General features: G+C 68.6%; 19 protein-coding genes. 4 read left to right on the top strand and 15 right to left on the bottom strand.

Annotated elements, in window-relative coordinates:
• Positions 1–32: 32 nt before the first annotated feature.
• The 7 genes from ACZ5Z0_RS15315 to ACZ5Z0_RS15285 form a co-directional block, all read right to left on the bottom strand.
• Positions 33–368, bottom strand: coding sequence for a DUF3039 domain-containing protein (locus tag ACZ5Z0_RS15315; protein ID WP_186372141.1), 336 nt, complete (start codon positions 366–368; stop codon positions 33–35).
• A gap of 62 nt (positions 369–430) precedes the next feature.
• Positions 431–1,210, bottom strand: coding sequence for a glucosamine-6-phosphate deaminase (gene nagB, locus ACZ5Z0_RS15310; RefSeq protein WP_464109158.1), 780 nt, complete (start codon positions 1,208–1,210; stop codon positions 431–433).
• 52 nt (positions 1,211–1,262) lie between these two features.
• Positions 1,263–2,834 (bottom strand): transporter, encoded by a 1,572-nt coding sequence (locus ACZ5Z0_RS15305; protein WP_464109157.1) that lies wholly within the window; start codon positions 2,832–2,834, stop codon positions 1,263–1,265.
• The gene (locus tag ACZ5Z0_RS15300) at positions 2,816–3,589 is read right to left on the bottom strand and encodes an ABC transporter ATP-binding protein (protein WP_464109156.1); all 774 of its coding nucleotides are present in this window, start codon (positions 3,587–3,589) and stop codon (positions 2,816–2,818) included. The genes ACZ5Z0_RS15305 and ACZ5Z0_RS15300 overlap by 19 nt, the downstream gene beginning before the upstream one ends.
• 25 nt (positions 3,590–3,614) lie before the next feature.
• The gene (locus tag ACZ5Z0_RS15295) at positions 3,615–4,715 is read right to left on the bottom strand and encodes an NADH:flavin oxidoreductase/NADH oxidase (RefSeq protein ID WP_464109155.1); all 1,101 of its coding nucleotides are present in this window, start codon (positions 4,713–4,715) and stop codon (positions 3,615–3,617) included.
• Entirely contained in the window at positions 4,715–5,713 is a 999-nt protein-coding gene (locus ACZ5Z0_RS15290; protein ID WP_464109154.1) for a co-chaperone YbbN, read from the bottom strand. Before ACZ5Z0_RS15290 ends, ACZ5Z0_RS15295 begins: the two co-directional genes overlap by 1 nt.
• A 115-nt stretch (positions 5,714–5,828) precedes the next feature.
• Positions 5,829–7,631 (bottom strand): hypothetical protein, encoded by a 1,803-nt coding sequence (locus ACZ5Z0_RS15285; protein WP_464109153.1) that lies wholly within the window; start codon positions 7,629–7,631, stop codon positions 5,829–5,831.
• 202 nt (positions 7,632–7,833) lie between these two features.
• On the opposite strand from ACZ5Z0_RS15285, the gene ACZ5Z0_RS15280 reads away from it, so the two are divergent.
• Entirely contained in the window at positions 7,834–9,141 is a 1,308-nt protein-coding gene (locus tag ACZ5Z0_RS15280; RefSeq protein WP_464109152.1) for an AI-2E family transporter, read from the top strand.
• A gap of 4 nt (positions 9,142–9,145) precedes the next feature.
• Here ACZ5Z0_RS15280 and ACZ5Z0_RS15275 read toward each other — a convergent pair whose 3' ends face one another.
• Together ACZ5Z0_RS15275 and ACZ5Z0_RS15270 are read right to left on the bottom strand one after the other, a co-directional pair.
• Complete coding sequence (locus ACZ5Z0_RS15275; RefSeq protein ID WP_464109151.1) at positions 9,146–9,943, bottom strand: alpha/beta hydrolase; 798 nt, start codon at positions 9,941–9,943, stop codon at positions 9,146–9,148.
• Positions 9,944–9,992: 49 nt separating this feature from the next.
• The gene (locus ACZ5Z0_RS15270; protein WP_138768909.1) at positions 9,993–10,373 is read right to left on the bottom strand and encodes an ATP/GTP-binding protein; all 381 of its coding nucleotides are present in this window, start codon (positions 10,371–10,373) and stop codon (positions 9,993–9,995) included.
• Between the two features lie 91 nt (positions 10,374–10,464).
• Here ACZ5Z0_RS15270 and nucS point away from each other — a divergent pair, with 91 nt between their 5' ends.
• The 3 genes from nucS to ACZ5Z0_RS15255 all read left to right on the top strand — a co-directional run bounded on the left by nucS (position 10,465) and on the right by ACZ5Z0_RS15255 (position 12,977).
• The gene (nucS, locus tag ACZ5Z0_RS15265; protein ID WP_138768908.1) at positions 10,465–11,160 is read left to right on the top strand and encodes an endonuclease NucS; all 696 of its coding nucleotides are present in this window, start codon (positions 10,465–10,467) and stop codon (positions 11,158–11,160) included.
• A gap of 65 nt (positions 11,161–11,225) precedes the next feature.
• Positions 11,226–12,449, top strand: coding sequence for an N-acetylglucosamine-6-phosphate deacetylase (locus tag ACZ5Z0_RS15260; RefSeq protein WP_464109150.1), 1,224 nt, complete (start codon positions 11,226–11,228; stop codon positions 12,447–12,449).
• A 324-nt stretch (positions 12,450–12,773) separates the two neighbouring features.
• A complete protein-coding gene (locus ACZ5Z0_RS15255; protein WP_011692441.1) occupies positions 12,774–12,977 on the top strand; it encodes a cold-shock protein in 204 nt (67 codons plus the stop codon).
• Positions 12,978–13,169: 192 nt separating this feature from the next.
• On the opposite strand, the gene ACZ5Z0_RS15250 is transcribed toward ACZ5Z0_RS15255, so the two are convergent.
• From ACZ5Z0_RS15250 to ACZ5Z0_RS15225, 6 genes are all read right to left on the bottom strand, one after another.
• Complete coding sequence (locus ACZ5Z0_RS15250; RefSeq protein ID WP_464109149.1) at positions 13,170–15,659, bottom strand: rhomboid family intramembrane serine protease; 2,490 nt, start codon at positions 15,657–15,659, stop codon at positions 13,170–13,172.
• A complete protein-coding gene (locus ACZ5Z0_RS15245; protein ID WP_464109148.1) occupies positions 15,656–17,023 on the bottom strand; it encodes an alpha/beta hydrolase in 1,368 nt (455 codons plus the stop codon). Before ACZ5Z0_RS15245 ends, ACZ5Z0_RS15250 begins: the two co-directional genes overlap by 4 nt.
• Before the next feature lie 5 nt (positions 17,024–17,028).
• Positions 17,029–17,460 carry a DUF2550 domain-containing protein gene (locus ACZ5Z0_RS15240; protein ID WP_464109147.1) on the bottom strand — a complete coding sequence of 144 codons (432 nt, stop codon included), beginning with the start codon at positions 17,458–17,460 and terminating at the stop codon, positions 17,029–17,031.
• Positions 17,461–17,470: 10 nt separating this feature from the next.
• Positions 17,471–17,755: a F0F1 ATP synthase subunit epsilon gene (locus tag ACZ5Z0_RS15235; protein ID WP_104172348.1), complete on the bottom strand. Its 285-nt coding sequence runs from the start codon at positions 17,753–17,755 to the stop codon at positions 17,471–17,473.
• Between the two features lies 1 nt (position 17,756).
• Positions 17,757–19,211 (bottom strand): F0F1 ATP synthase subunit beta, encoded by a 1,455-nt coding sequence (gene atpD, locus ACZ5Z0_RS15230; RefSeq protein WP_464109146.1) that lies wholly within the window; start codon positions 19,209–19,211, stop codon positions 17,757–17,759.
• An 82-nt stretch (positions 19,212–19,293) separates the two neighbouring features.
• Positions 19,294–20,187, bottom strand: coding sequence for a F0F1 ATP synthase subunit gamma (locus ACZ5Z0_RS15225; protein ID WP_138768902.1), 894 nt, complete (start codon positions 20,185–20,187; stop codon positions 19,294–19,296).
• Positions 20,188–20,237 lie beyond the last annotated feature (50 nt).

Raw genomic sequence — 20,237 nt, 5'->3', positions numbered from 1 at the left:
GCCGCGCCGCGGGGGACCTTAGCTCGCAGGCCTTATTTGCCCGAGTCTCCGCCGTCGCTTCCCGGACGGAGGCCCTCATAGACCTCTTTGCACTCGGGGCAGACGGGGAACTTCTTCGGGTCGCGGCCGGGCGTCCACACCTTGCCGCAGAGGGCGATAACCGGCTCCCCCGACAGGGCCGATTCCATGATCTTTTCCTTGCGGACGTAGTGCGAGAAGCGCTCCCGGTCGCCCGGCTCCACTTCCTGCCGCAGTTCCTCGCGTTCAATGGTGGCCGTAGACGTCCCGGCTCCGGAGAGCTCACGCATCGGGTCGTTTGCCGGGTCATTTTCGAGGGCTGGATCCGTCATGCTGGTCATGCCAACCATCTTAGCCGCTGGATCGGACAGAATCGCGACGGCGGCATCCGCCGTCGGGCATTTCGGCGCCGTTACAGGCCCTGCCAGCGCGGCTTGCTGTCGTAGCTGTGCCGGTAGTAGTCGGCGAGTCGCAGCGAGGACGCCGCGGCCTCGTCCAGCAGGACCGTGACGTGCGGATGCAGTTGCAGCACCGAGGCCGGGCAGATCGCGGCCACCGGGCCCTCCACCAGGTCCCGGACCGCCTGCGCCTTCTGCGCCCCGGTGGCGAGTAGGATCACATGCCGGGCTTCGAGGATGGTGCCCAGGCCCTGGGTAATGACATGGTGGGGCACCTCCGCGAGGTTGCTGAAAAAGCGGGCGTTGTCGCGCCGCGTCTGCTCCACCAGGGTTTTGATCCGGGTCCGGGAGGCCAGCGACGAGCCCGGCTCATTGAAACCGATGTGGCCGTCGGTCCCCAGTCCCAGCAGCTGGAGGTCCACTCCCCCGGCGGCCCGGATGGCCTCCTCAAAGGCCCGGCAGGTGGCGGGGACGTCCGAGGCCTCCCCGTCCGGACCATGGACGTTCTCCGGGCTGATGTTGACGCGCCCGGTGAATTCGCGCCGGATCACTTCGCGGTAGGACCCTGGGTGGCCGGGAGGGAGCCCCACGTACTCGTCCAGGGTGAAAGCCCGGACCCGGCTGAAATCCAGGCCGCGCCGGTGCCGCAGCTCGAGCTCCTCATACACCGGCAGCGGCGAGGATCCGGTGGCCAAGCCCAGGACGGCGTCGGGCTTGTTCCTCAGCAGGGCCTCTATCGCGTCCGCGGCGAGGACGGCGATTGGCCTGCCGCCCGGAAGGATCACAACTTCCATGAACCGCAGGCTATCCCATTCCGGCCATCCCTGCCCGGGCCGTCGGACCCGGTCAGCGGTTGACGGCCAGCTGCGCGAGGAGTTCGGGAGTGCGCGCATCGAACCATTTGCCGCCCAGGCGCACCCCGGCAGCGAAGAGGGCGATGCCCAGGACCGGGCCCACGCCCAGGCAGATCCAGCCGGTCACCGGACCGCCGCCGGCGAGCTGCAGCGCCACGAGGGCAACCTCGGGGCTGACCAGGAGCAGCAGGACCGCCATCCCGCCGAACTGTACGGCCAGGGTCTGCGCCACATTGCCCGGCGGCTTCTTGAACGGGCTCTCGCCGGGCAGCGGCACGGGCATGGTGTAGCGCGCCGAGACCACCGAGGACAGGCCCAGGCCGCTGAACAGCACGCCCAGGGACAGGCCCAGGATTCCGGGCAGGAGCGCCCACTCCCCGATGAAGAACAACGGGATGACGCTGAAGGCCAGCACCACCGGCAGCGCGAAGACCAAGCAGGCCACGGCCCGTCCCAGCCGGTCATGCAAGCCGCGCACCCCGGCGGAGACGTGCAGCGCGAAGGCCGTGCTGTCGTAGGAGACGTCCGATGAAATGGACCAGGCGAGCAGGAACGCGGCCAGCGGCCCGACGAACAGCAGGATGCCGTAGAACCCCGTTCGGCTCGCCTGAAACAGCAGCAGCACGGGCAGCAGCGGAACCACGACCAGCGCCCCGGCGTAGCGCGGATCGCGCAGCCAGTACGTCAGGGAGCGAGCCACGATCGCCCCGGTGGGCGTGGCCGGGACGATTCCGAACACTCCCAGGCCGGAGGTCTTCTTCTTGGCGGTGCCGGCGAAGGGCGGGGTGACGAGTGCCCGCTGCAGCAGCACCTTCCAGCACAGCGCCAGCCCGGCCAGGCTGGCGAGGGCGATGAGCAGCTTGAGGGCGGCGGCCCCGTAGTGGCCGGCGGCAAGGTCTCCGCCCAGGGCCCAGGCTGCCCCGGCGGGCGTCCATTCCAGGAAGCGCGCGAGCTCCGCCACGAACCCGGCGGAGCCGGCGATCCCGCGGGCAACGCCGGCCACGATCGGGCCCATCAGCACCAGCGGGATGAGGAGGGCCACGCCGCTGACGTCCTTGAAGCGCCGGGAACTGGCCAGACCCACTGTGCCGGCCGTCACCACCTTGGAGAGCACCACGCAGGTCAGCACGCCGAGGATCGCGCCGACCAGCGCCCCGGCCACGGCGGGAAGGCCCCGCGACCAGGTGCCCACGGTGGCGAGGGCGACGAGCGCCGTCGATGCTCCCGGGATGCCGATCAGCCCGGCCAGGGCCAGCCCGGCCAGTAGCTGGGGCATCGGCACGGCGAAGGTCGTGAAGCGGGCGGGGTCCAGTGTCAGGTCCGCCGCGGAGGCCACAATCGGGATGACGGCCCAGCCCAGCACCGCGGCGGCGCCGCCCAGCACCACGACCGTCTGCGCCGTGGCGACCTCGGCCTGGCGCAGGAGCAGCAGCCCCGCGACGCCGACGCCCACGATGCCAAGGGCGTACAGCGCCCCGATGCCCAGGCCCACCAGCTGCCAGGGGCTGCGCCGGAGACTGTTGCGCAGCAGTGTCAGCTTGAGCCTCAGAAGGTCCGCAACCATTCCAGCCCTTCCGCGTGGCTGCGGCCGCCCACCAGTTGGACGAAGCGGTCCTCCAGCGACTGGCCGTCGCGGACATCGTCGAGGCGGCCCGCTGCCAGCACGCGGCCGCCCGCCACCACGGCGACGTGGTCGCACATCCGCTGCACGAGGTCCATAACGTGGCTGGAAACGATGACCGTGCCCCCGGAGGCCACGTAGCGGTCCAGGATGTCACGGATGTTGGCCGCGGAGACCGGATCCACCGATTCGAACGGCTCGTCCAACACCAGCAGCCGCGGGGCGTGGATCAGCGCCGAGGCCAGCGCGATTTTCTTGGTCATGCCGGCGGAGTAGTCCACCACCAGCGTGCCGGCGTCCTGGCTGAGGTCCAGGGCGGCCAGCAATTCCGCCACCCGCGACGCCACGACGTCCCGTTCCATGCCGCGCAGCAGGCCCGCGTAGCTCACCAGCTGTTCGCCGGTCAGCCGGTCGAAGAGCCGCACCCCGTCCGGCAGCACACCCATCAGCTTCTTGGCCTGCAGCGGGTGCTGCCAGACATCCACCCCGTGGACCAGTGCGGTGCCGAAGTCCGGCCGCAGCAGCCCGGTCGCCATCGACAGCGTGGTCGTTTTGCCGGCACCGTTGGGCCCGACGATACCGTAGAAGGACCCAGCCGGCACGTCAAGGCTGATGCCGTCGACGGCGATCTTGGTGCCGAAGCGTTTGGCCAGCCCGCGCAGGGCCAGCGCCGGAACGGGCGGTTGAACGAATGTCATGTCGTTAGACTAACCGCCGCGGCGCCTAGAACGAATGACGCGGGATGGCCCTTTCGTACTGCGGCGGCCAGGCCAACTCGTGGCCCAGCTCGAAGGCAGCCCGCAGCCACCAGTGCGGGTCCCGGAGCGCGGCCCTGGCGATGAAGACGCCGTCGGCCTGGCCGGTCGCGACGGCGTGCTCGGCCTGGCCCGCGGAGGTCAGCAGCCCCACGGTGCCGGTCCGGACCCCTGCTTCGCGCCGGATCCGGGCGCTGAATCCCGTCTGGTATCCGGGGCCCACCGGAATCGACTGGTGCGCCACGGCCCCGCCACTGGAGACATCCACGAGGTCCACCCCGTGTTCGCCCGCAGCCCGGGCCAGCCGCACCGAAGCCTCGGCGTCTATGCCGCCCTCGGCCCAGTCGGAGGCGGAGATGCGCAGCAGCAGCGGCATCGAGTCGGGGATCACGGCCCGCACCGCGTCAACGACGGCCAGGGTCAGCCGGTTTCGTCCCTGCTCATTGCCGCCCCAGCCGTCCGTGCGGTCGTTGACCAAGGGGCTCTGGAACTGGTGCAGCAGGTAGCCGTGGGCACCGTGGATTTCGATCGTGTCGAAACCGGCCCCGACGGCGCGGACGGCTGCGGCGGAGAAGTCGGCGATCACGCCGTCGATCTCCTCCTCCGTCATGGCCGACGGCGGCGCGTAGCCGTCAAAGGCTCCGGTGCCCGGGCCCACGGTGCTCCAGCCGCCGTCGGAAGCCGGGACCGTGCCGCTCTTGCCGGAGAACGGCCAGTAGGACGACGCCTTGCGTCCGGCATGCGCGAGCTGGGTGCCGATCTTGGCATTGGCTGAGCCGTGGCGGTGCACAAAAGCCACGATCCGCTCCCAGGCCTCGGCCTGAGCATCGTTGTAGAGGCCCGCGTCCCGCGGGCTGATCCGGCCCGCGGCGTTGACGGCGGCAGCCTCGGTCAGGATCAGCGCGGCTCCCCCGGTGGCAAAGGAGCCGAGATGCATCAGGTGCCAGTCATTGGGCACGCCCTCGCCGGTCTCCGGCTCGCAGCTGTACTGGCACATCGGCGACACCCAGCCGCGGTGCTCCAACCGCAGCGAGCGCAGCTCCAGCGGGCTAAACAGGGCCGACCCCACTAGAACAGCACCCGCGCGAGGTTCTGCCGGGCCTTGGCGACCCGGTCGTCCGAGGTTCCCACCACGTCGAACAGCTCCAGCAGGCGCACCCGGGCGGTTTCGCGTTCCGGCCCGAAGTTCCGGCCAATGAACGCCACGATCCGGCCAAGGCCGTCCTCGACGTGGCCGCCGGCGATGTCCAGGTCGGAGACGGCCAGCTGGGCCTCGAGGTTGTCCGGATCGTCGGCGGCACGGCCGCGGAGGGCTTCAGTTTCTGCTGCGGACAATGCCTGCAGGCGGCCCATCAGTTCCACCTGGGCCAGGCCGGCTTTGGCCTCGGCGTCGGCAGGCATCTCGGTCAGCGCCTGCCGGTAGGCCGCCGCGGCTCCGGCGTAGTCGCCGGCTTCGATGGCGTCGAAGGCCTTCTGATGCAGCGGCGGCAGCGGCGGAGCCTCGGGCTCTGCCGCGCCGGGTCCGCCGGCTCCGATCCGGCCTGTCACGCCGTTGGCTGCCGCGACCTTGAGGAGTTCGTCGAACAGGCTGCGCACCTGCTGTTCGTCCGCCCCGCCCTGGAACAGCGGCACGGGCTGGCCCTTGACCACGGCGACGGCGGTCGGAACTGCCTGGACCTGGAACGCCTGCGCCAGCTGGGGAAAGGCCTCGATATCGGCGGCGCCGAGCACCAGCTGGCCCCCGTAGCTCTCCACGATCCGTTCCAGCACATCAACAAGCTGGGCGGAGCCGGGCGAGTAGCCGGCCCAGAGGGCGATCACCACCGGAACCTGGGCGGAGAGGTCCACGAGTTCCTGGAAGTTGGCCTCGGTGACGTCCACCCGCAGCGGCGCCGCGGCGGAGCCGTCCGGGCCGCCGGGAGCGGTTCCGGGGACCGGGGGCTGGCCGGCACCGGCGCCCGCAGGCGGGGCGGGACGCTGCTTCAGCGAGGAAAGGTCGACGGCGCCCCGCAGGTTGAGCGGATTGGCGGCAGCTGGAGGGACCGGGCGGGAAGCTGGCGAAGTCATGACTCCACTCTATCCACTACGCCCCACGCAGCAACGACCGGACCGCGGTGGCGGCCCGGTCGTCTGTCCTGCTGCGTCAGCTGTTCGGCCGCCGGCGGGGCGGCCTCCGGCGGGATTACTTGAACTTGGCCCCCACCAGGCCGCGGGTGGCGGCGACCAGCTTCATCGGGTCCTTGGAACCGGCCGGGGGCACGTAGACGGCCACCGATTCGGCAAAGTTCAGGACCATGCCGGTGCTGGTGTCCTTGCCGCCGGCCAGCGCCGCCGCGTCGTCGCCGATCGTCAGCTTGTCGCCCGAGTTCTTAGGCGTGCCGTCGAAGCCAAAGGTCAGCCGGCCCAGGACCAGCGCGCCGCCGTCGGCGGTTCGGAACACCACGGTGTTCTCGGGAACCACCTTGTGGCTGAAGGCGAAGGTGCCGTTCGCGCCGGACTTCACCACGTCGGCCTGGTAGGCCAGGGTGTCCGCGATGTACGGCGAGGACTGCCCTTCGGCGAGCTTGTCCTTGAAGGCCGAGTCGGCGGAGGACAGGCGGTCGCCGAGCCCGGCGAGGGCTTCCTCGCCGCTGTAGAGCAGCCCCGACTTGTCCGAAGCCGCCAGGGTTTCGGTGCCCCCGCGGTTGATGGCCGGGAAGGTGGTGCCCGGCTGGAGCGGAGTGGCCCCGACGAGCTTGTAGTTCTCCCGCGGGGAAGCCTGGACCAGGGTCAGGAGCTCCGGGACGACGTTGCCGTCACCCTGTGTCACGGCCATGACCGACCGCGGCCAGTCGCGCTTGCTGCTCACCACAGTGGTCAGGAGCTTCGTGGCGCGCACCGGCATGCGGGGTTCGTAGCTGCCCACCTGGGAACGGATCTTGTAGTTCTGCGTGCGCACGTCCAGCTCGGTCGCCGCTACCCGGGGCGCCAGCTTGGCGGCGTCCTTAGCGGCATCCCCGGCATCGACCGCGCCGGCGACCTGCTCGAGGATGCGGCGGAACTGGGCATCGAGCAGCACCGGGACACCGGCGCCCTTGGCCGCGGCGGAGGAACCGCTCGGGGACGGTGAGGGAGCCTGGCTGGCGTGCGCCGCGACGCCGGTACCGGCGACGGCGGCGGCGGTCAGCAGGGCGACTGCGGCGCCGGAGGCACGGCGGGCGGCGGCGGTTGCAACCCGGCTCTCCGCGCCGCCGCGTTCGACGGTGCCTTCCGGGGCCGCGTCTGCGTTCCGGGCCCTGGCGGCGGCCTGGGCACGCGCGCGGCGGGCAAAGAGGCTGCCCTTGCGGTTGCCGCCGGTCCCGCCGGTCCCGGCGGAGTCGTCGTCGTCCGTGGCGCCCCGCCGGGGCTTGAGCAGCAGCAGGGCCGCGCCGGCCAGGATCAGGAGCCCGCCGAGCACCATGAGCGGGATGGCCCATGGGGTGGACGTGTCATTGGGGAACGTCATGGAGATCGAGGACGGGGCCGGCTTCGTGCCGTCCGCTGCCAACAGCAGCGACCAGTCGCCGTCAGCCGGCGGGGTCCAGTTGTAGTTCATCTCGCCGTTGGCGTTCTCGGTCGTCACCCAGAGGTCCGAGCCTGCCGGGGTGGGAGCCGTGGCTTCGCCGTCGGCGTGGTCAAGCTGCAGTGCCTTGCCGTCCCCGGAGACGCCGGTAACGGTGTTGTGGGCGGTCTTCCCGACCCACGCGTTGACGTCGTCCGGCCGGCCGGACGCCAGCATGAAGCTGCCCTCGCCCTTGACCGTGATCTTCACCGTGCCGCCGTGCAGGGTCCGCAGTTTCTCGTCGATGACGGTCAGCGGGGCGGCGGTTGCGCCGGCAGGCGCGACGGCGGTGACGGTGGCGGGCGGCGCCCACACGGTCTTCTGGCCGATTCCGGCCAGCAGTGTCAGGAGGCCGAGCAGCACTAGTGCAACTGCAGTCTTGAAACGCAAAATAATACCTATCATCAGCGGACACGTAGCTTTAACAGTAACCGTTTTGTTACCTGCGAGTCAGATCGGCGGCCGCGCCCGCCCCCTGTTAGGCCTCCCCCGGCCCCGCTGGCCCGCTGTATAACAAGGCTGCTGATAGTGTTTGCGGTGATCGTCACACCCGGCCCGCAACCGCGGATTTGCAGGGAAATACCAGAGAATAAGGGCATTTAACGCAGTGACTGAACCCACGGATCCGTCCCTTTCAGGACACGCAGCCACCCAGGAATCCGGTAGCCAGCCACGCGGCCCGCTCGAGCCGGCCCCGCAACCTTCCGCCCCGCGGGCGGCAGCAGCCGGCTTCCTGATCTCGATGGCGCGCCGCCTGCGCCAGCCGTTGCCCGGAGCCCAGCCCCGGTTGCGTTTCGAGATGCCCCCCGAGCAAGAGGAGGAGGCGGCCAGCGCCGACGGCGGGAACACCGCGCGCTTCGGCGACCCTGGTCCCCGGATGTCCGCCCAGCACCCGCTGTACGTCGGCTTTATGGGCACCGTCGGCGTCGGCGCGGCCCTGCTGGTCTACTGGATCGGTTCGAACACCACCCAGTTGCTGCTCTGGATCGTCACCGCGCTCTTCATTGCCCTCGGCCTGGATCCGGTGGTCCGCTGGCTCGAAGGCCGGAAGGTACCGCGGCCGGCGGGCATCCTGGTTTCAGTCGCCGTCCTGGCCCTGGCCGTCACGGGCTTCTTCGCCACCCTGATCCCCACGATCGTCCAGCAGGTGACCCAGATCGTGCAGGAAGCACCGCACTGGGTCCAGGATTTCATCGACTCCGATTTCTTCCGCACGCTCGACAACCAGTTCGGCGTGCGTGAACGCATCAGCCAGGAACTCGAGAAGTTCGTCAACAACCCCGAAGCCATGGGTGGCATCTTCGGCGGCGTTGTGGGCTTCGGCTCCACCGTGGCCAACGGCCTGTTTGGCGCCCTGATCGTCCTGGTCCTGAGCCTCTACTTCCTATCCGCCATGCCGTCCATGAAGAAGTGGGGCTACCGGCTGGCGCCGCGGTCACGCCGAGCCCGGGTCGAGGCGCTGTCCGAGGAAATCACCGGATCCGTCGGCAACTACGTCATCGGCCAGGTCTGCGTGGCGCTGCTGAACGCAACCTTCGCCTTCATTGTGATGTCGGTCGTGGGTGTCCCGTTCGCGGTCCTGCTCGCCTTCGTTGTGGCCCTGCTGGCCTTCATCCCCCTGGTGGGCGGCATGATCGCGGGCGTCCTGGTCACCCTGATCGCGCTCACCGCGGGCTGGCAGACGGCAGTGGTCTTCGCGATCTGCTACTTCGCCTACCTCCAGTTCGAGGCCTACTTCATCTCCCCGCGCATCATGCAGAAGGCCGTGGCGGTCCCCGGCGCGGTGGCCGTGATCTCGGTCATCGCCGGCGGCAGCCTGCTCGGCGTGCTCGGCGCCCTGATCGCCATCCCGACGGCAGCCGCGATCATGCTGCTGGTGAAGGAAATCTTCATCGTGCGCCAGGACAAGCACTAACGACTCACGAGTGCGCGGTGGCGACCGGGCCGTCCCATTCCTCGGGCAGCGCCGCGGCCGCGCCGCCCGGCAGCACCTCGGCCACGATCTCGTTGAGCACCCGCCCGGCGTACTTCTCGCCCACCCAGAGGTGCTTGGCGCCGTCGACGCCCACGACGTCGGCCTGCGGCACCAGGCTGAAGCGTTCCGCGGCGGCCGCCGGCTGCAGGTAGTCGTCGTGTTCGGGGACCAGGACCTTCAACGGCTTGCCCGAGGCGGCCCATTCCTTGAGGTGGACGTCCGTGGCCCGGTGCAGCGGCGGCGAAAGCAGGATGGCACCCTCGGTTTCGGCGGCGACCGGCTCGGTGGCGCCGTACATCAGGGCGAGCTCGGTGCCGAAGGACCAGCCCACCAGCCAGCGGTTGGGCAGTCCGCGTTCGACGGCGAAGCGGACCGCCGCCTCGACGTCGAGCCGTTCGCCGATGCCCTCCTCGAAGGAGCCCTGGCTGGTCCCACGCGGCGAGGAGGTCCCGCGCGTGTTGAACCGGAGCACCGCAATGCCGGCCAGGGCAGGCAGCCGGTAGGAGGCCTTGCGGTAGACGTGGGAGTCCATGAACCCGCCGTGCGTCGGCAGCGGATGCAGGGTGATCAGGGTGGCCCTGATCTCCCCGGACTCGGGAAGCGCCAGTTCGCCGACCAGCCGGTGCCCGTCCTCGGTGCGGAGTTCCACGTTTTCGCGGCGTGCCGGGAGAACGGTCGAGGCACGGATTGCGGTGGGTTCGGAAGGCTGGCTGAACACGTAGGACGCCGGGTCGAAAGTCATGCCCTCCAGCTTAGCGAAACCGGCCGGCGGTGGCGGAGCGCGGAGCCGGTCAGCGGTACCGGTAACTGCGCGAGGTCCAGCAGTTGGAGTGCCAGTGCCGCCGCTCGGCGAGGCCCGCGGCCGCACCGAAGATGTGGTCCTCGGACCAGACCACGAGGTGTGCGGTGCCCGGCGTCACGGCGGTGAAGCAGCCCGGGCAGACGTAGGTCTTCCCGGCCCGGCTGGCGGAGATCGAGCGGACCATCCATTCGCCGTCGGGAGCGCTCTCCCGACGCGCGATCCCGGTGCGGGCGCGCTCCAGGTCCAGTTCCGGGGCGGGACCTGCGGCGTGTTTGCCGCCGGCCGCCCGTCCGGCCCCCTGTCCGGAGGAGGCCTTACCGGACCGGGCTTTTCCGGACACGGCGCGGCGGGGTCGGTTGGAACGCGGCATGACTCCATTCTGCCCCAGCCGGGCCGCTCCCCCGCCACCACGAGGCCGGCACAGCACCGCGCAGCGCCGCAGTGGCGGTAGTGTTGTCCGGGTGCGTTTAGTCATAGCCCGTTGCTCCGTTGATTATGTCGGCCGGCTCAAAGCCCATCTTCCGCTCGCCACTCGGCTCCTGCTGGTCAAGGCCGACGGTTCGGTCCTGGTCCACTCGGACGGCGGATCCTACAAGCCGCTGAACTGGATGAGTCCGCCGGCGCGTCTGAGCGTCTCCACCCCTGACGAGGTCGACGTCGAAGTCGGCGTGATCGAGCAGTGGACCGTGCAGTCCGCGAAGACTGATGACCGGCTGATCATCAATATCCATGAGCAGCTGCACGACACCTCCCATGAGCTGGGCCAGGACCCCGGCCTGATCAAGGACGGGGTCGAGGCGGACCTGCAGCGGCTGCTCGCGGAGCAGATCGAAACCCTCGGCGCCGGCTTCTCCCTGATCCGCCGCGAGTACTTCACGGCGATCGGCCCGGTGGACATCCTGGCACGCGACGCCAACGGCGGCACCGTCGCCATCGAACTCAAGCGGCGGGGCGACATCGACGGCGTCGAGCAGCTCACCCGCTACCTGGAGCTCCTGAACCGAGATCCCCTGCTCGCGCCCGTGCGCGGGATCTTTGCCGCCCAGCAGATCAAGCCGCAGGCGAAGGTGCTCGCGAACGACCGCGGCATCGACTGCGTCACACTGGACTACGACGCCATGCGAGGCGTCGATGACAGCGAGTCCCGGCTCTTCTGAGGCCCGGTTCTTCCAAGGCCCGGTTCTTCCAAGGCCCGGCCGCCGCTGCGCCCTAGACTCTGATAATGAACCACGTACCTCCCGGCCGGCAGCTCCTGTTTGGCACGGTCGTCAGCGACGGCGCCCTGCTCGAGGGCGCGGTCGTGGCCGTCGACGGGGACCGGATCGCCTACGCCGGCCCCGCGGCCGGGTTCAGGAGCGGCCCGGCCGGCTTCGCCGACGCCCCGGCAATCCCACTGCCGCCCGGCGCCCTGATCCTGCCCGGGCTGGTGGAGTTGCACTGCCACGGAGCGTACGGCGGCGATTTTCCGAGCGGCGAGGAAACCCCGGCACGGCGGGCGATCGATTTCCTGCACCGCTCCGGCACCACCACCCTGCTGGCGAGCCTGGTCACGGGCCCACCGGAGTCGCTGTTGCACGCGATCGTGCTGTACGCCCGACTGAGCCGGGAGGGCCTGGTGGCCGGCATCCACCTGGAGGGCCCGTTCCTCTCGGCGGCCCGGTGCGGGGCGCAGGACCCCGCATTCCTGCGCGATCCTGATCCGGAGCTCCTGGCCGAACTCCTCGCCGCCGCACGCGGCACCCTCGCCGTCATGACGTTCGCCCCCGAGCTTGCCGGCGCGGACGTCTTGGTCCGGCTCCTGGCCGGCTCCGGTGTGGTCCCCTCCCTCGGCCACACCGACTGCGACGACGCCACGGCAGCCGCCGCGCTGCACTCGGCCGGGGCGGCACTGCGGGCGGCCCCCGGCAGCCGGCGGCCCACCGTGACCCACCTCTTCAACGCCATGGCGCCCCTGCACCACCGGACGCCGGGGCCGGTCGCCGCGTGCCTGCGCAGCGCGGCGGCCGGCGAAGCGGTCCTGGAACTCGTCGCCGACGGCACGCACCTGGATCCCGCGGTCGTGGCCACGGTGTTCCAACTGGCCGGAGCGGCCAACATCGCGCTCGTGACCGACTCCATGGCCGCAACAGGACTGCCCGACGGCGGCTACACCCTGGGCCGCTCCGCCGTCACCGTCGCCGACGGCGTTGCCCGCCTGGCCACCGACGGCACCCTCGCCGGCGGCACCGCCACGCTGCTCGACGTCGTGCGCTGCACCGTGGCCGCCGGCGTGCCGCTGCCGGACGCCGTCCGCTCGGCCACCGCGGTTCCGGCCGCCGTCCTGGGCCTCGGCGCCGAGCTTGGCTCGCTGCGCCCCGGGCTGCGCGCCGACGCCGTCGTGGTCAATTCCGACCTCGTCCTTTACCGCGTAATGCGAAGCGGGGAATGGCTGGCGCCGCTTTCCTAATCTCCGGTTCACACTGGTGGCCCGGCACCATTGCACTCCGCCATTGCGCCGGTCCATTGCGCGGCGGCGGCGCCGTTCATGCACTCTTTAGATAAAATTTCGGTCAATTATGCGCCGGGCCCGTTGACCTGACGGGAGGGGCATGAAATTCTTGTACCAGTCTTTGTGTAGGTGTTTTTCATGCTCGCAAGACATGTTGCGAGCGCGAAGCTCCTGCCAAGGCCCGGGACAATCCGGGCGGAAGCCAAGGTTCTTCTCGCAGAGTGACCAAGTCCGATGTAAAGTGCGCCGGACTTCTTAAAGATCCACAATGAGGAGAATTAAATGGCACAGGGAACCGTCAAGTGGTTCAACGCTGAAAAGGGCTTCGGCTTCATCACCCCGGATGACTCCGATGGCGATGTCTTCGTTCACTACTCCGAAATCCAGACCGGCGGCTTCAAGACCCTCGACGAGAACCAGCGCGTTCAGTTCGAGATCGGCCAGGGCGCCAAGGGCCCCCAGGCTACCGGCGTCACGCTGGTCTAGTCTCCCCGGCAGGGCTGCCCCAGGGCGCCCCCGCTAGAAAATGATCCCCGGCGATATCGCCGGGGATCATTTTTTTGGTTTTGTTCACGGCGCGTTTCCGCCCCCGCGCCCCGGCGCCCCCTGGGAGGGAATTGCGCCGGCCGGAATGCCTATTCCGTCTTGCCGCTAAAGGTAAAGCCGTGCGGAATTTGTTTAGCGCACGAGCGTCCGGAGCAGGCGCGCGCTCTGTCGAACCGAAAGGTCCGGAAGATACGCCCGGCTCAGTGCGCGCCCCATGGCCGGCAGCTGCAGCGGATCCTGGTAATACAGATAGAGGGTGCGGTATTCCGGTTTGAACCGCGATTTGAAGGTGGCCAGCGAGCGGAAACCGTAGACCGGTTCCAGCGCCCGGCCCACCACGTCCAGGATTCCGGCGAGCCCCTCGCCCGCCTTCGGTCCGTCCCCGGGTTCCCCTCGGGTCTCGTCCTTGGCCAGCGGGGAGCCCGAGAGTGAGATGACCTCCACGGAGTCACGCAGCTCCAGCACTGCGGAAGCGATCAGGAATTCCATGACGCCGGGAAAGGCGTCAGCGCGCCGGCGCATGAAGTCCAAGGTCCAGCTGACCAGGGTGCCGGCGTCGTAGACCGGCAGCCAGCTGGTGACGCCGTGCACGCGGCCCTCGGCGTCGACGGCGAGGCAACACAGCACCTCGTCGTCTTCGAGCTCGTCGAGGCCGCCCAGGGTGAATCCCATTTCCGGGACGGATTTCTGGGCCGCCCATTCTTCCGAGACCTCACTCAATTGCGCGCGGAGCGAGGGCGAGAATTCGCTGTAGCGGCCCCAGACAGCCTTAACCCCGGTTTTGGCGGCCCGGTTGAGTGCTGTCCGCACGTTTTGCCATTCCTTGCCCTTGAAGGTGAGCTCGCCGAGTCCCAGCCGGGTCTCCTGAGCCACGGCCAGCCGGCGGTAACCCCGCGTCTGGAGCATGGGCCAGAGCTCGTCGGTGCAGGAATAGAAGCAGGGAATGAGGGCGTGCTCGGCGCAGTACTCCAGGAACTGCGCGGCTGTCTCCTCCCGGTTGTCCGCCGGGCCGAGCGGGCCGGCCAGCGTCAGCGCCACGTTGCCGTGCTGCTGGTAGGCCACTCCCCCGCGCTGCCCCGTGCTGAACCAGTACTTGTTCGGTTCCCACAGCGCCATCCAGGACAGCGAGTCGCCGCCCTGCCTGATCAGCCGGCGCGCCACGTCCCGGTCCCCGGTTCCCGCGTCCGTGCCGTGGTGCCGGCGGAGCAGCACGAGCCACACCCCTGCCAGCGCTACCACCCAGAACACGACCCCCGAGGAGGCGAACAAGAACGCCTCGACGGCGTTGCGGTTCTGGAAGACGCGGTTGTACGTGCCGGGGATGGGCAGCGGCAGGTACTGCCGGGCCAGTTCGGCGGCGAGGCCCAGCCAGCCGCCGTCGCGGTCCAGGCCGCCGGCGGCAAACCAGGCTGCGGTGTAGCTGCCGGCCAGCACCACAAAGGTTCCTGCGACCACGATGGCGAGGATGAGGCGGGCACGCCGAGTGGTCTCCACCCGGAACAGGCGCCGGAAGGCAAAGAGCAGCAGCACCAGGGCCAGCGGCACGGCAACGAGGGGCAGGACGTGGACGAAGCCCGAACCCATCACCGCCGTGTGCGGCCGGTTCGGGTAGTGCGGGATCCTGGCAAACAGCGCCAGGTAGACCGCGGAGAGGCCGGTGACCCCAAGCTGGACAAGAATGGCAATGCGCAGGGCCAGCCGGCGCCCGTGCCGCATGCCGTCGGCGCAGATCAGCAGCAGCACCACGGGGACCACGGCCAGCGCCAGTCCCAGCGGGCCGGCGAAGCCTGCCCGTCCGGCTTCAAGGCAGTTCACGTCGACGGTGCCGCCGCAATTCTGCTCCAGCTGGTTCAGGGTGGGCAGCGGGTTCAGCACGACGTCGCGCAACAGCGCGAGCGGGCCGGTGGGCGTCCGCACGGCGGCTGTGAGGATGGGCCCGACGGCGAAGATCGCCACCGTCAGCGCGAGCAGGTTGCGGGTCTCCCGGCCGGTGGAGCGGTGGCGGTGCAGGGTCCCCTTGTCCCCCTGGAGCCACCAGCCGGCCATCAGGCCGACCAGTGCACCGGCCAGGCCCACGACGGTCTCCGCATGCCCCACGTAGAGGACCAGCAGGAGGGCGGTGGAGACCACGGCGGTCCGCAGCCGGCGCTGCCACAGGGTTGGCAGCAGCCCGCAGGCCGCCAGGGTGACCGCCAGGATGGCCGCATAGGGCCCGATCAGCTCGGCGTCCACCATCAGCCCGAGCCAGCCGTCCCCGGCGTAGCGGGCAAGCTGCGTCAGGAGCAGGAAGATCGTCACCGCCGCAAACTGCCCCGCGAAGTAGAACACGGCGGTGCGGACCGACCCCAGCTGCCGTTCGGCGACCCCCAGCAGGCCCAGAATCATCAGTGAGGCGGCCAGGTAGGCCAAGGGATTGGTCGCGAAGAACAGCGAGGTGAACATCGTCCACCAGCGGCCGGCCTGGAGACCCTGGACACTGACCGAGGCGAAGTCCAGCAGCGACTCCGGCGGTCCGTCCAGGAAGCTGCCCGTGGACACTGCGGCGGCCAGGAAGAGGACGAGGACCGACAGGGTGAAGGGCAGCTGCCGGAAGTGGTTCCAAATGCCGCGCAGGCCCGTCATGGCGTGATCCCCCAGCGGGCGGCGAGGAAGTCCAGGCCCCCCGGCAGGCCCTTGGATGCTGCTTCCCAGGAGTGGCCCGCGTTGGAAATCCGGTGGGCCTCCACGGCGAATCCGGCGGATCGTGCCGCCGCCGAGAGCAGATCCATGTAGCCGATGAACTCCGGGTCCCGTTCGCCGGCCGCAAAGTAGACGCCGTTGCCGTTATAACGGCGCTCCTTCATCACGTGCAGCGGCGTCTGCCGTTCGAAAGCGGCAACGTCGCCGCCGAAGGAACCCTGGATCGTCTTGTCGCGTTCCTTGGCTAGGGCGGGCTCCTTCTCGCTGGAGAACGCCAGCGCGGATCCGTAGACGTCGGGGTGGCGCGTCACCATCTGCATCGCGCAGGTGGCGCCGTAGGAGAAGCCTCCAACCGCCCACTGGTGCGGGTCCGGATCGACATCGAGCGTCTTGTTGATCCAGTCCGGAACGTCGCGGGAGAGGAAAGTGTCCGCCTTCGCGATCCGGCTGTCCATGCACAGGGAGTTGCCCGAGGGGGTTCCGTTCGGGTCGACGACGACGACCACCGGCGCGACGCCGGCGTGGGCCGAGGCGAAGCGGTCCAGGCGGCTCCGGAGGGCGCCGCCGGCAAGCCAGTCTGCCGGACCGCCTGGCTGGCCGGAGAACAGGACCAGGACGGGAAGGGCGGGGCGGGGGGAGCTCTGGTACGCCGGCGGCAGGTAAATGTAGGCCTCCCGGCTCTGGAATCCAGAGCTCGTGCCGGGGATCCCGGCGCGGCGCATTGTCCCCTCGGGCAGAGGTCCCGGAGCTTTCCAGCCAGCCAGGTCGCGGGCTCCCGGGCCGCCGGCAGCCCGGGTGAGTTTCGCCTCGAGCGGCTGGATCCGGGCCACCGCTGTGCCCGCAAGGTCGCTGACGGTCTGGTTCAGCCCGAAATAAATGTTGATCTGGACCGCAGAGAGCGCGACAACCCCCAGCAGGGCGCCCACCGCCACCGTAGTCGAGCGCAGGCGGTGCACCACCGGCCGGGTGGGGCGCGGGATGCTTGCGAGGAACGGCCGCCGGCCCCAGATGCCATGAAGCCGCAGCAGCCACAGCAGCAGCGCCGCGACGGCCGGAACGCTCCAGACGAGGGTCTCCCAGGGAAGTTCCTCGGGGAAAACTGACAGGACGTAGATCAGCAGCAGGTGGACGCCGGCCACGAGGCCGGCGGAGAGCATCAACGCCGCGGTGATGACAACGGCGGAGGCGCTGATTGTATGGCGCCGTCCGCTGCGCCACAGCAGATAGGAAAGGCCGGCAATACCGGTCACCCAGGCGGTCCATAGCACCGGCCCGTCGACGAGCCGGATGTCCTCGATGAAGTCCACCGGGGCTAGCGCCAGGTGCCGACGCCGATGACCGGTCCGGCCTCGAGCCAGGAGGAGAGGCCGGTGTAGGCGTCGAACCTCATGGCCAGCAGGACGTCCTGGCCCTCGTAGCGCAGTTCGACGATGACGGACTCGGGCTGCACCTTGACGAGTTCGGACTCGGTGGGTTCGCGTCGGCCGACGAGTTCGAGCGAACTCCGGCGGAAGGTGTGCTTGGGGCGCACGCTGAGCGAGGCCAGCCGGAACCACTCAAGGTCGTTGTCCTGATAACGACAAACCCCCATCTGCCAGCTGTTTCCAGCCACGCAGATGGAGGCGTCCACTGTGCCCAGGGCGCGCCGCAGATTGAAGCGGCGCACCCCGGAAAGGCACAGTGCAAAGACCAGCAACGCGAACACGGTTGCCAGGACGATGAACGGAAAACCAGTAACGTTCATCAAGGTAGGGCTAGCGGATCCCCGCAGTAGCCGCGTCACCCATTTGGGCGTTGTCAGCAACAATGACGACCCTGTTGTTGTCGACGGAGAAGAACCCGCCGTCGACAACTACAGCAATGCGGTCACCGGACACCGGCTCGATCGCCAGTTCACCTTCGGCCAGAATCGCCAGCAGGGGCGAGTGGCCGGGCAGGATTCCGATTTCACCATCGCTGGTGCGGGCCTTGACCATCTTGGCCGCTCCGGACCACACGAAGTGGTCCGCTGCGACAATCTCAACCTCAAGCTCAGCCATATTACTTGGTCTGTTCCTGGATCTTGGCCCACTGGCGCTCGACGTCGTCCAGGCCGCCGACGTTGAAGAACGCCTGCTCTGCGATGTGGTCGAGGTCGCCGTCGCAGATGGCGGTGAAGCCTTCCACGGTGTCCTTGATGGACACGGTGGAGCCTTCGACGCCGGTGAACTGCTTGGCCGTGTAGGTGTTCTGCGACAGGAACTGCTGGATGCGGCGTGCACGCGACACGACGATCTTGTCTTCCTCGGAGAGCTCATCGACACCAAGGATGGCGATGATGTCCTGGAGTTCCTTGTTCTTCTGCAGGATCTGCTTGACGCGGACGGCCGTGTTGTAGTGGTCGTGTCCGATGTACTGCGGATCCAGGATGCGGGAGGTCGACGTCAGCGGGTCAACGGCCGGGTACAGACCACGGGAAGCGATTTCACGGGAAAGTTCCGTGGTCGCGTCGAGGTGTGCGAAGGTCGTGGCCGGAGCCGGGTCGGTGTAGTCATCTGCGGGAACGTAGATGGCCTGCATCGAGGTGATGGAGTGGCCCTTGGTGGACGTGATGCGCTCCTGGAGGAGGCCCATCTCGTCGGCCAGGTTGGGCTGGTAGCCCACGGCCGAAGGCATGCGGCCGAGAAGGGTGGAAACCTCGGAGCCTGCCTGGGTGAAGCGGAAGATGTTGTCGATGAAGAGCAGCACGTCCTGGTTCTGCACATCGCGGAAGTACTCCGCCATGGTCAGTGCGGACAGGGCCACGCGGAGACGGGTTCCCGGCGGCTCATCCATCTGGCCGAAGACAAGCGCCGTGTCCTTGAGGACGCCGGCCTCTTCCATTTCGACCCAGAGGTCGTTGCCTTCACGGGTACGCTCGCCGACACCGGCGAACACCGAGGTGCCACCGAAGTTGCGGGCAACACGGGTGATCATTTCCTGGATCAGCACGGTCTTGCCCACGCCGGCGCCGCCGAACAGGCCGATCTTGCCACCCTTGATGTACGGGGTGAGGAGGTCGATCACCTTGATGCCGGTTTCCAGCATTTCGGTGGAACCCTCGAGGGTCGCGAACGCGGGAGCCTTGCGGTGGATCGGCCAGCGTTCGCTGATCTGCAGCTCGGACTCGGCCACGTCCAGGGGCTGGCCCAGGACGTTGAAGATGTGGCCCTTGACGCCGTCGCCGACGGGGACGGAGATCGGGGCACCGGTGTCAACCACGTTGGTACCGCGGACCAGGCCGTCGGTCGCCTGCAGCGAGATGGCGCGGATGAGGTTGTCGCCAAGGTGCAGCGCAACTTCGAAGGTGATGGTCTTGGTCTCACCGTTGAGAGTAATCTCCGTGGTGAGTGCGTTGTAAATCGAGGGGATTGCGTCAGCCGGGAATTCGACGTCGACAACCGGGCCAATAACACGTGCAATACGGCCGGTGGCACCGGACGTTGCGGCTACGTGTTCGGTAGCAGTGGCAGTCATCTCTCTCACTTCACTCAGTAGATGGCGTGGGCGGTTAAGTTTGTTCTTTGGTGCAGGTACAGCTGGGTCCGTAGCGGGCCGGCTAGGACGCGTTCAACGCGTCGGCGCCTGCCACGATTTCGGAAAGCTCCTGCGTAATTTCAGCCTGGCGGGCAGTGTTGCGCAGACGCGTGTACTTCTTGATGAGGTCCGTGGCGTTATCGCCGGCGGACTTCATCGCACGCTGGCGGGCTGCGAGCTCGGAAGCTGCTGCCTGCAACATGGCGGCGAAGATGCGTGACTCGATGTAGCGCGGCAGCAGGGCATCGAGTACCTGCTCCGCTTCCGGCTCGAATTCGTAGAGCGGCAGGAGTTCCGACTCGGAAGCAGCCTGCTCTTCGACGACCTCAAGCGGGAGCAGGCGGATAACCGTCGGCTCCTGAGTCACCATGGACTTGAAGCGGGTGTAGACAACGTGGATCTCGTCGACGCCGCCCTCTTCGTAAGCCGTAGCGAAGTCAGCCAGCAAGGCTTCGCCGACCTCCCGCGCAGTCTCGAACAACGGTGCGTCGGTGTTGCCGGTCCACACCCGCTCGTAGGGGCGGTTACGGAACTCGAAGTATGCCTGCGCCTTGCGGCCCATGACGTACGTCTTGACTTCCTTGCCCTCTTCGTGGAGCAGCTCGGTGAGACCTTCCGCCTGCTTGAGCACGGTCGCCGAGTAGGACCCTGCGAGGCCGCGGTCGGAGGTGATGACCAGGACGGCGGCGCGGCGGATCTGCTCCGGCTCGGTAACCAGCGGGTGGTCGATTTCGCTCTGAGTTGCGACAGCAGAAACGGCACGCGTGATCGCGTTTGCGTAAGGCAGTGAAGCCGCTACGCGTGCGCGGGCCTTGCCGATGCGCGAGGTAGCGATCAGTTCCATCGCCTTGAAGATCTTGCGCATCGACGTCGTCGAGCTGATCTTCTGGCGGTAGACCCGAATCTGGGCTCCCATACTTATCCTTTCCTAAGATCCCGGTGGCCGGGACAGCCGGAACCCGCGGG

This window comes from Arthrobacter sp. T2-23 (assembly GCF_055398325.1).
Note: the sequence above shows the minus strand (reverse complement) of the source record. Positions and strands in the feature narration are given on the sequence as shown.

Excerpts from the sequence above, each read along its gene's own strand:
- nagB (WP_464109158.1), bottom strand. The coding sequence starts at position 1,210 with ATGGAAGTTGTGATCCTTCCGGGCGGCAGGCCAATCGCCGTCCTCGCC.
- ACZ5Z0_RS15275 (WP_464109151.1), bottom strand. The coding sequence starts at position 9,943 with ATGACTTTCGACCCGGCGTCCTACGTGTTCAGCCAGCCTTCCGAACCC.
- ACZ5Z0_RS15315 (WP_186372141.1), bottom strand. The coding sequence starts at position 368 with ATGGTTGGCATGACCAGCATGACGGATCCAGCCCTCGAAAATGACCCG.
- atpD (WP_464109146.1), bottom strand. The coding sequence starts at position 19,211 with ATGACTGCCACTGCTACCGAACACGTAGCCGCAACGTCCGGTGCCACC.
- ACZ5Z0_RS15290 (WP_464109154.1), bottom strand. The coding sequence starts at position 5,713 with ATGACTTCGCCAGCTTCCCGCCCGGTCCCTCCAGCTGCCGCCAATCCG.
- ACZ5Z0_RS15260 (WP_464109150.1), top strand. The coding sequence starts at position 11,226 with ATGAACCACGTACCTCCCGGCCGGCAGCTCCTGTTTGGCACGGTCGTC.
- ACZ5Z0_RS15250 (WP_464109149.1), bottom strand. The coding sequence starts at position 15,659 with ATGACGGGCCTGCGCGGCATTTGGAACCACTTCCGGCAGCTGCCCTTC.
- ACZ5Z0_RS15270 (WP_138768909.1), bottom strand. The coding sequence starts at position 10,373 with ATGCCGCGTTCCAACCGACCCCGCCGCGCCGTGTCCGGAAAAGCCCGG.
- ACZ5Z0_RS15240 (WP_464109147.1), bottom strand. The coding sequence starts at position 17,460 with ATGAACGTTACTGGTTTTCCGTTCATCGTCCTGGCAACCGTGTTCGCG.
- ACZ5Z0_RS15305 (WP_464109157.1), bottom strand. The coding sequence starts at position 2,834 with ATGGTTGCGGACCTTCTGAGGCTCAAGCTGACACTGCTGCGCAACAGT.
- ACZ5Z0_RS15255 (WP_011692441.1), top strand. The coding sequence starts at position 12,774 with ATGGCACAGGGAACCGTCAAGTGGTTCAACGCTGAAAAGGGCTTCGGC.
- ACZ5Z0_RS15225 (WP_138768902.1), bottom strand. The coding sequence starts at position 20,187 with ATGGGAGCCCAGATTCGGGTCTACCGCCAGAAGATCAGCTCGACGACG.
- ACZ5Z0_RS15235 (WP_104172348.1), bottom strand. The coding sequence starts at position 17,755 with ATGGCTGAGCTTGAGGTTGAGATTGTCGCAGCGGACCACTTCGTGTGG.
- ACZ5Z0_RS15285 (WP_464109153.1), bottom strand. The coding sequence starts at position 7,631 with ATGATAGGTATTATTTTGCGTTTCAAGACTGCAGTTGCACTAGTGCTG.
- ACZ5Z0_RS15300 (WP_464109156.1), bottom strand. The coding sequence starts at position 3,589 with ATGACATTCGTTCAACCGCCCGTTCCGGCGCTGGCCCTGCGCGGGCTG.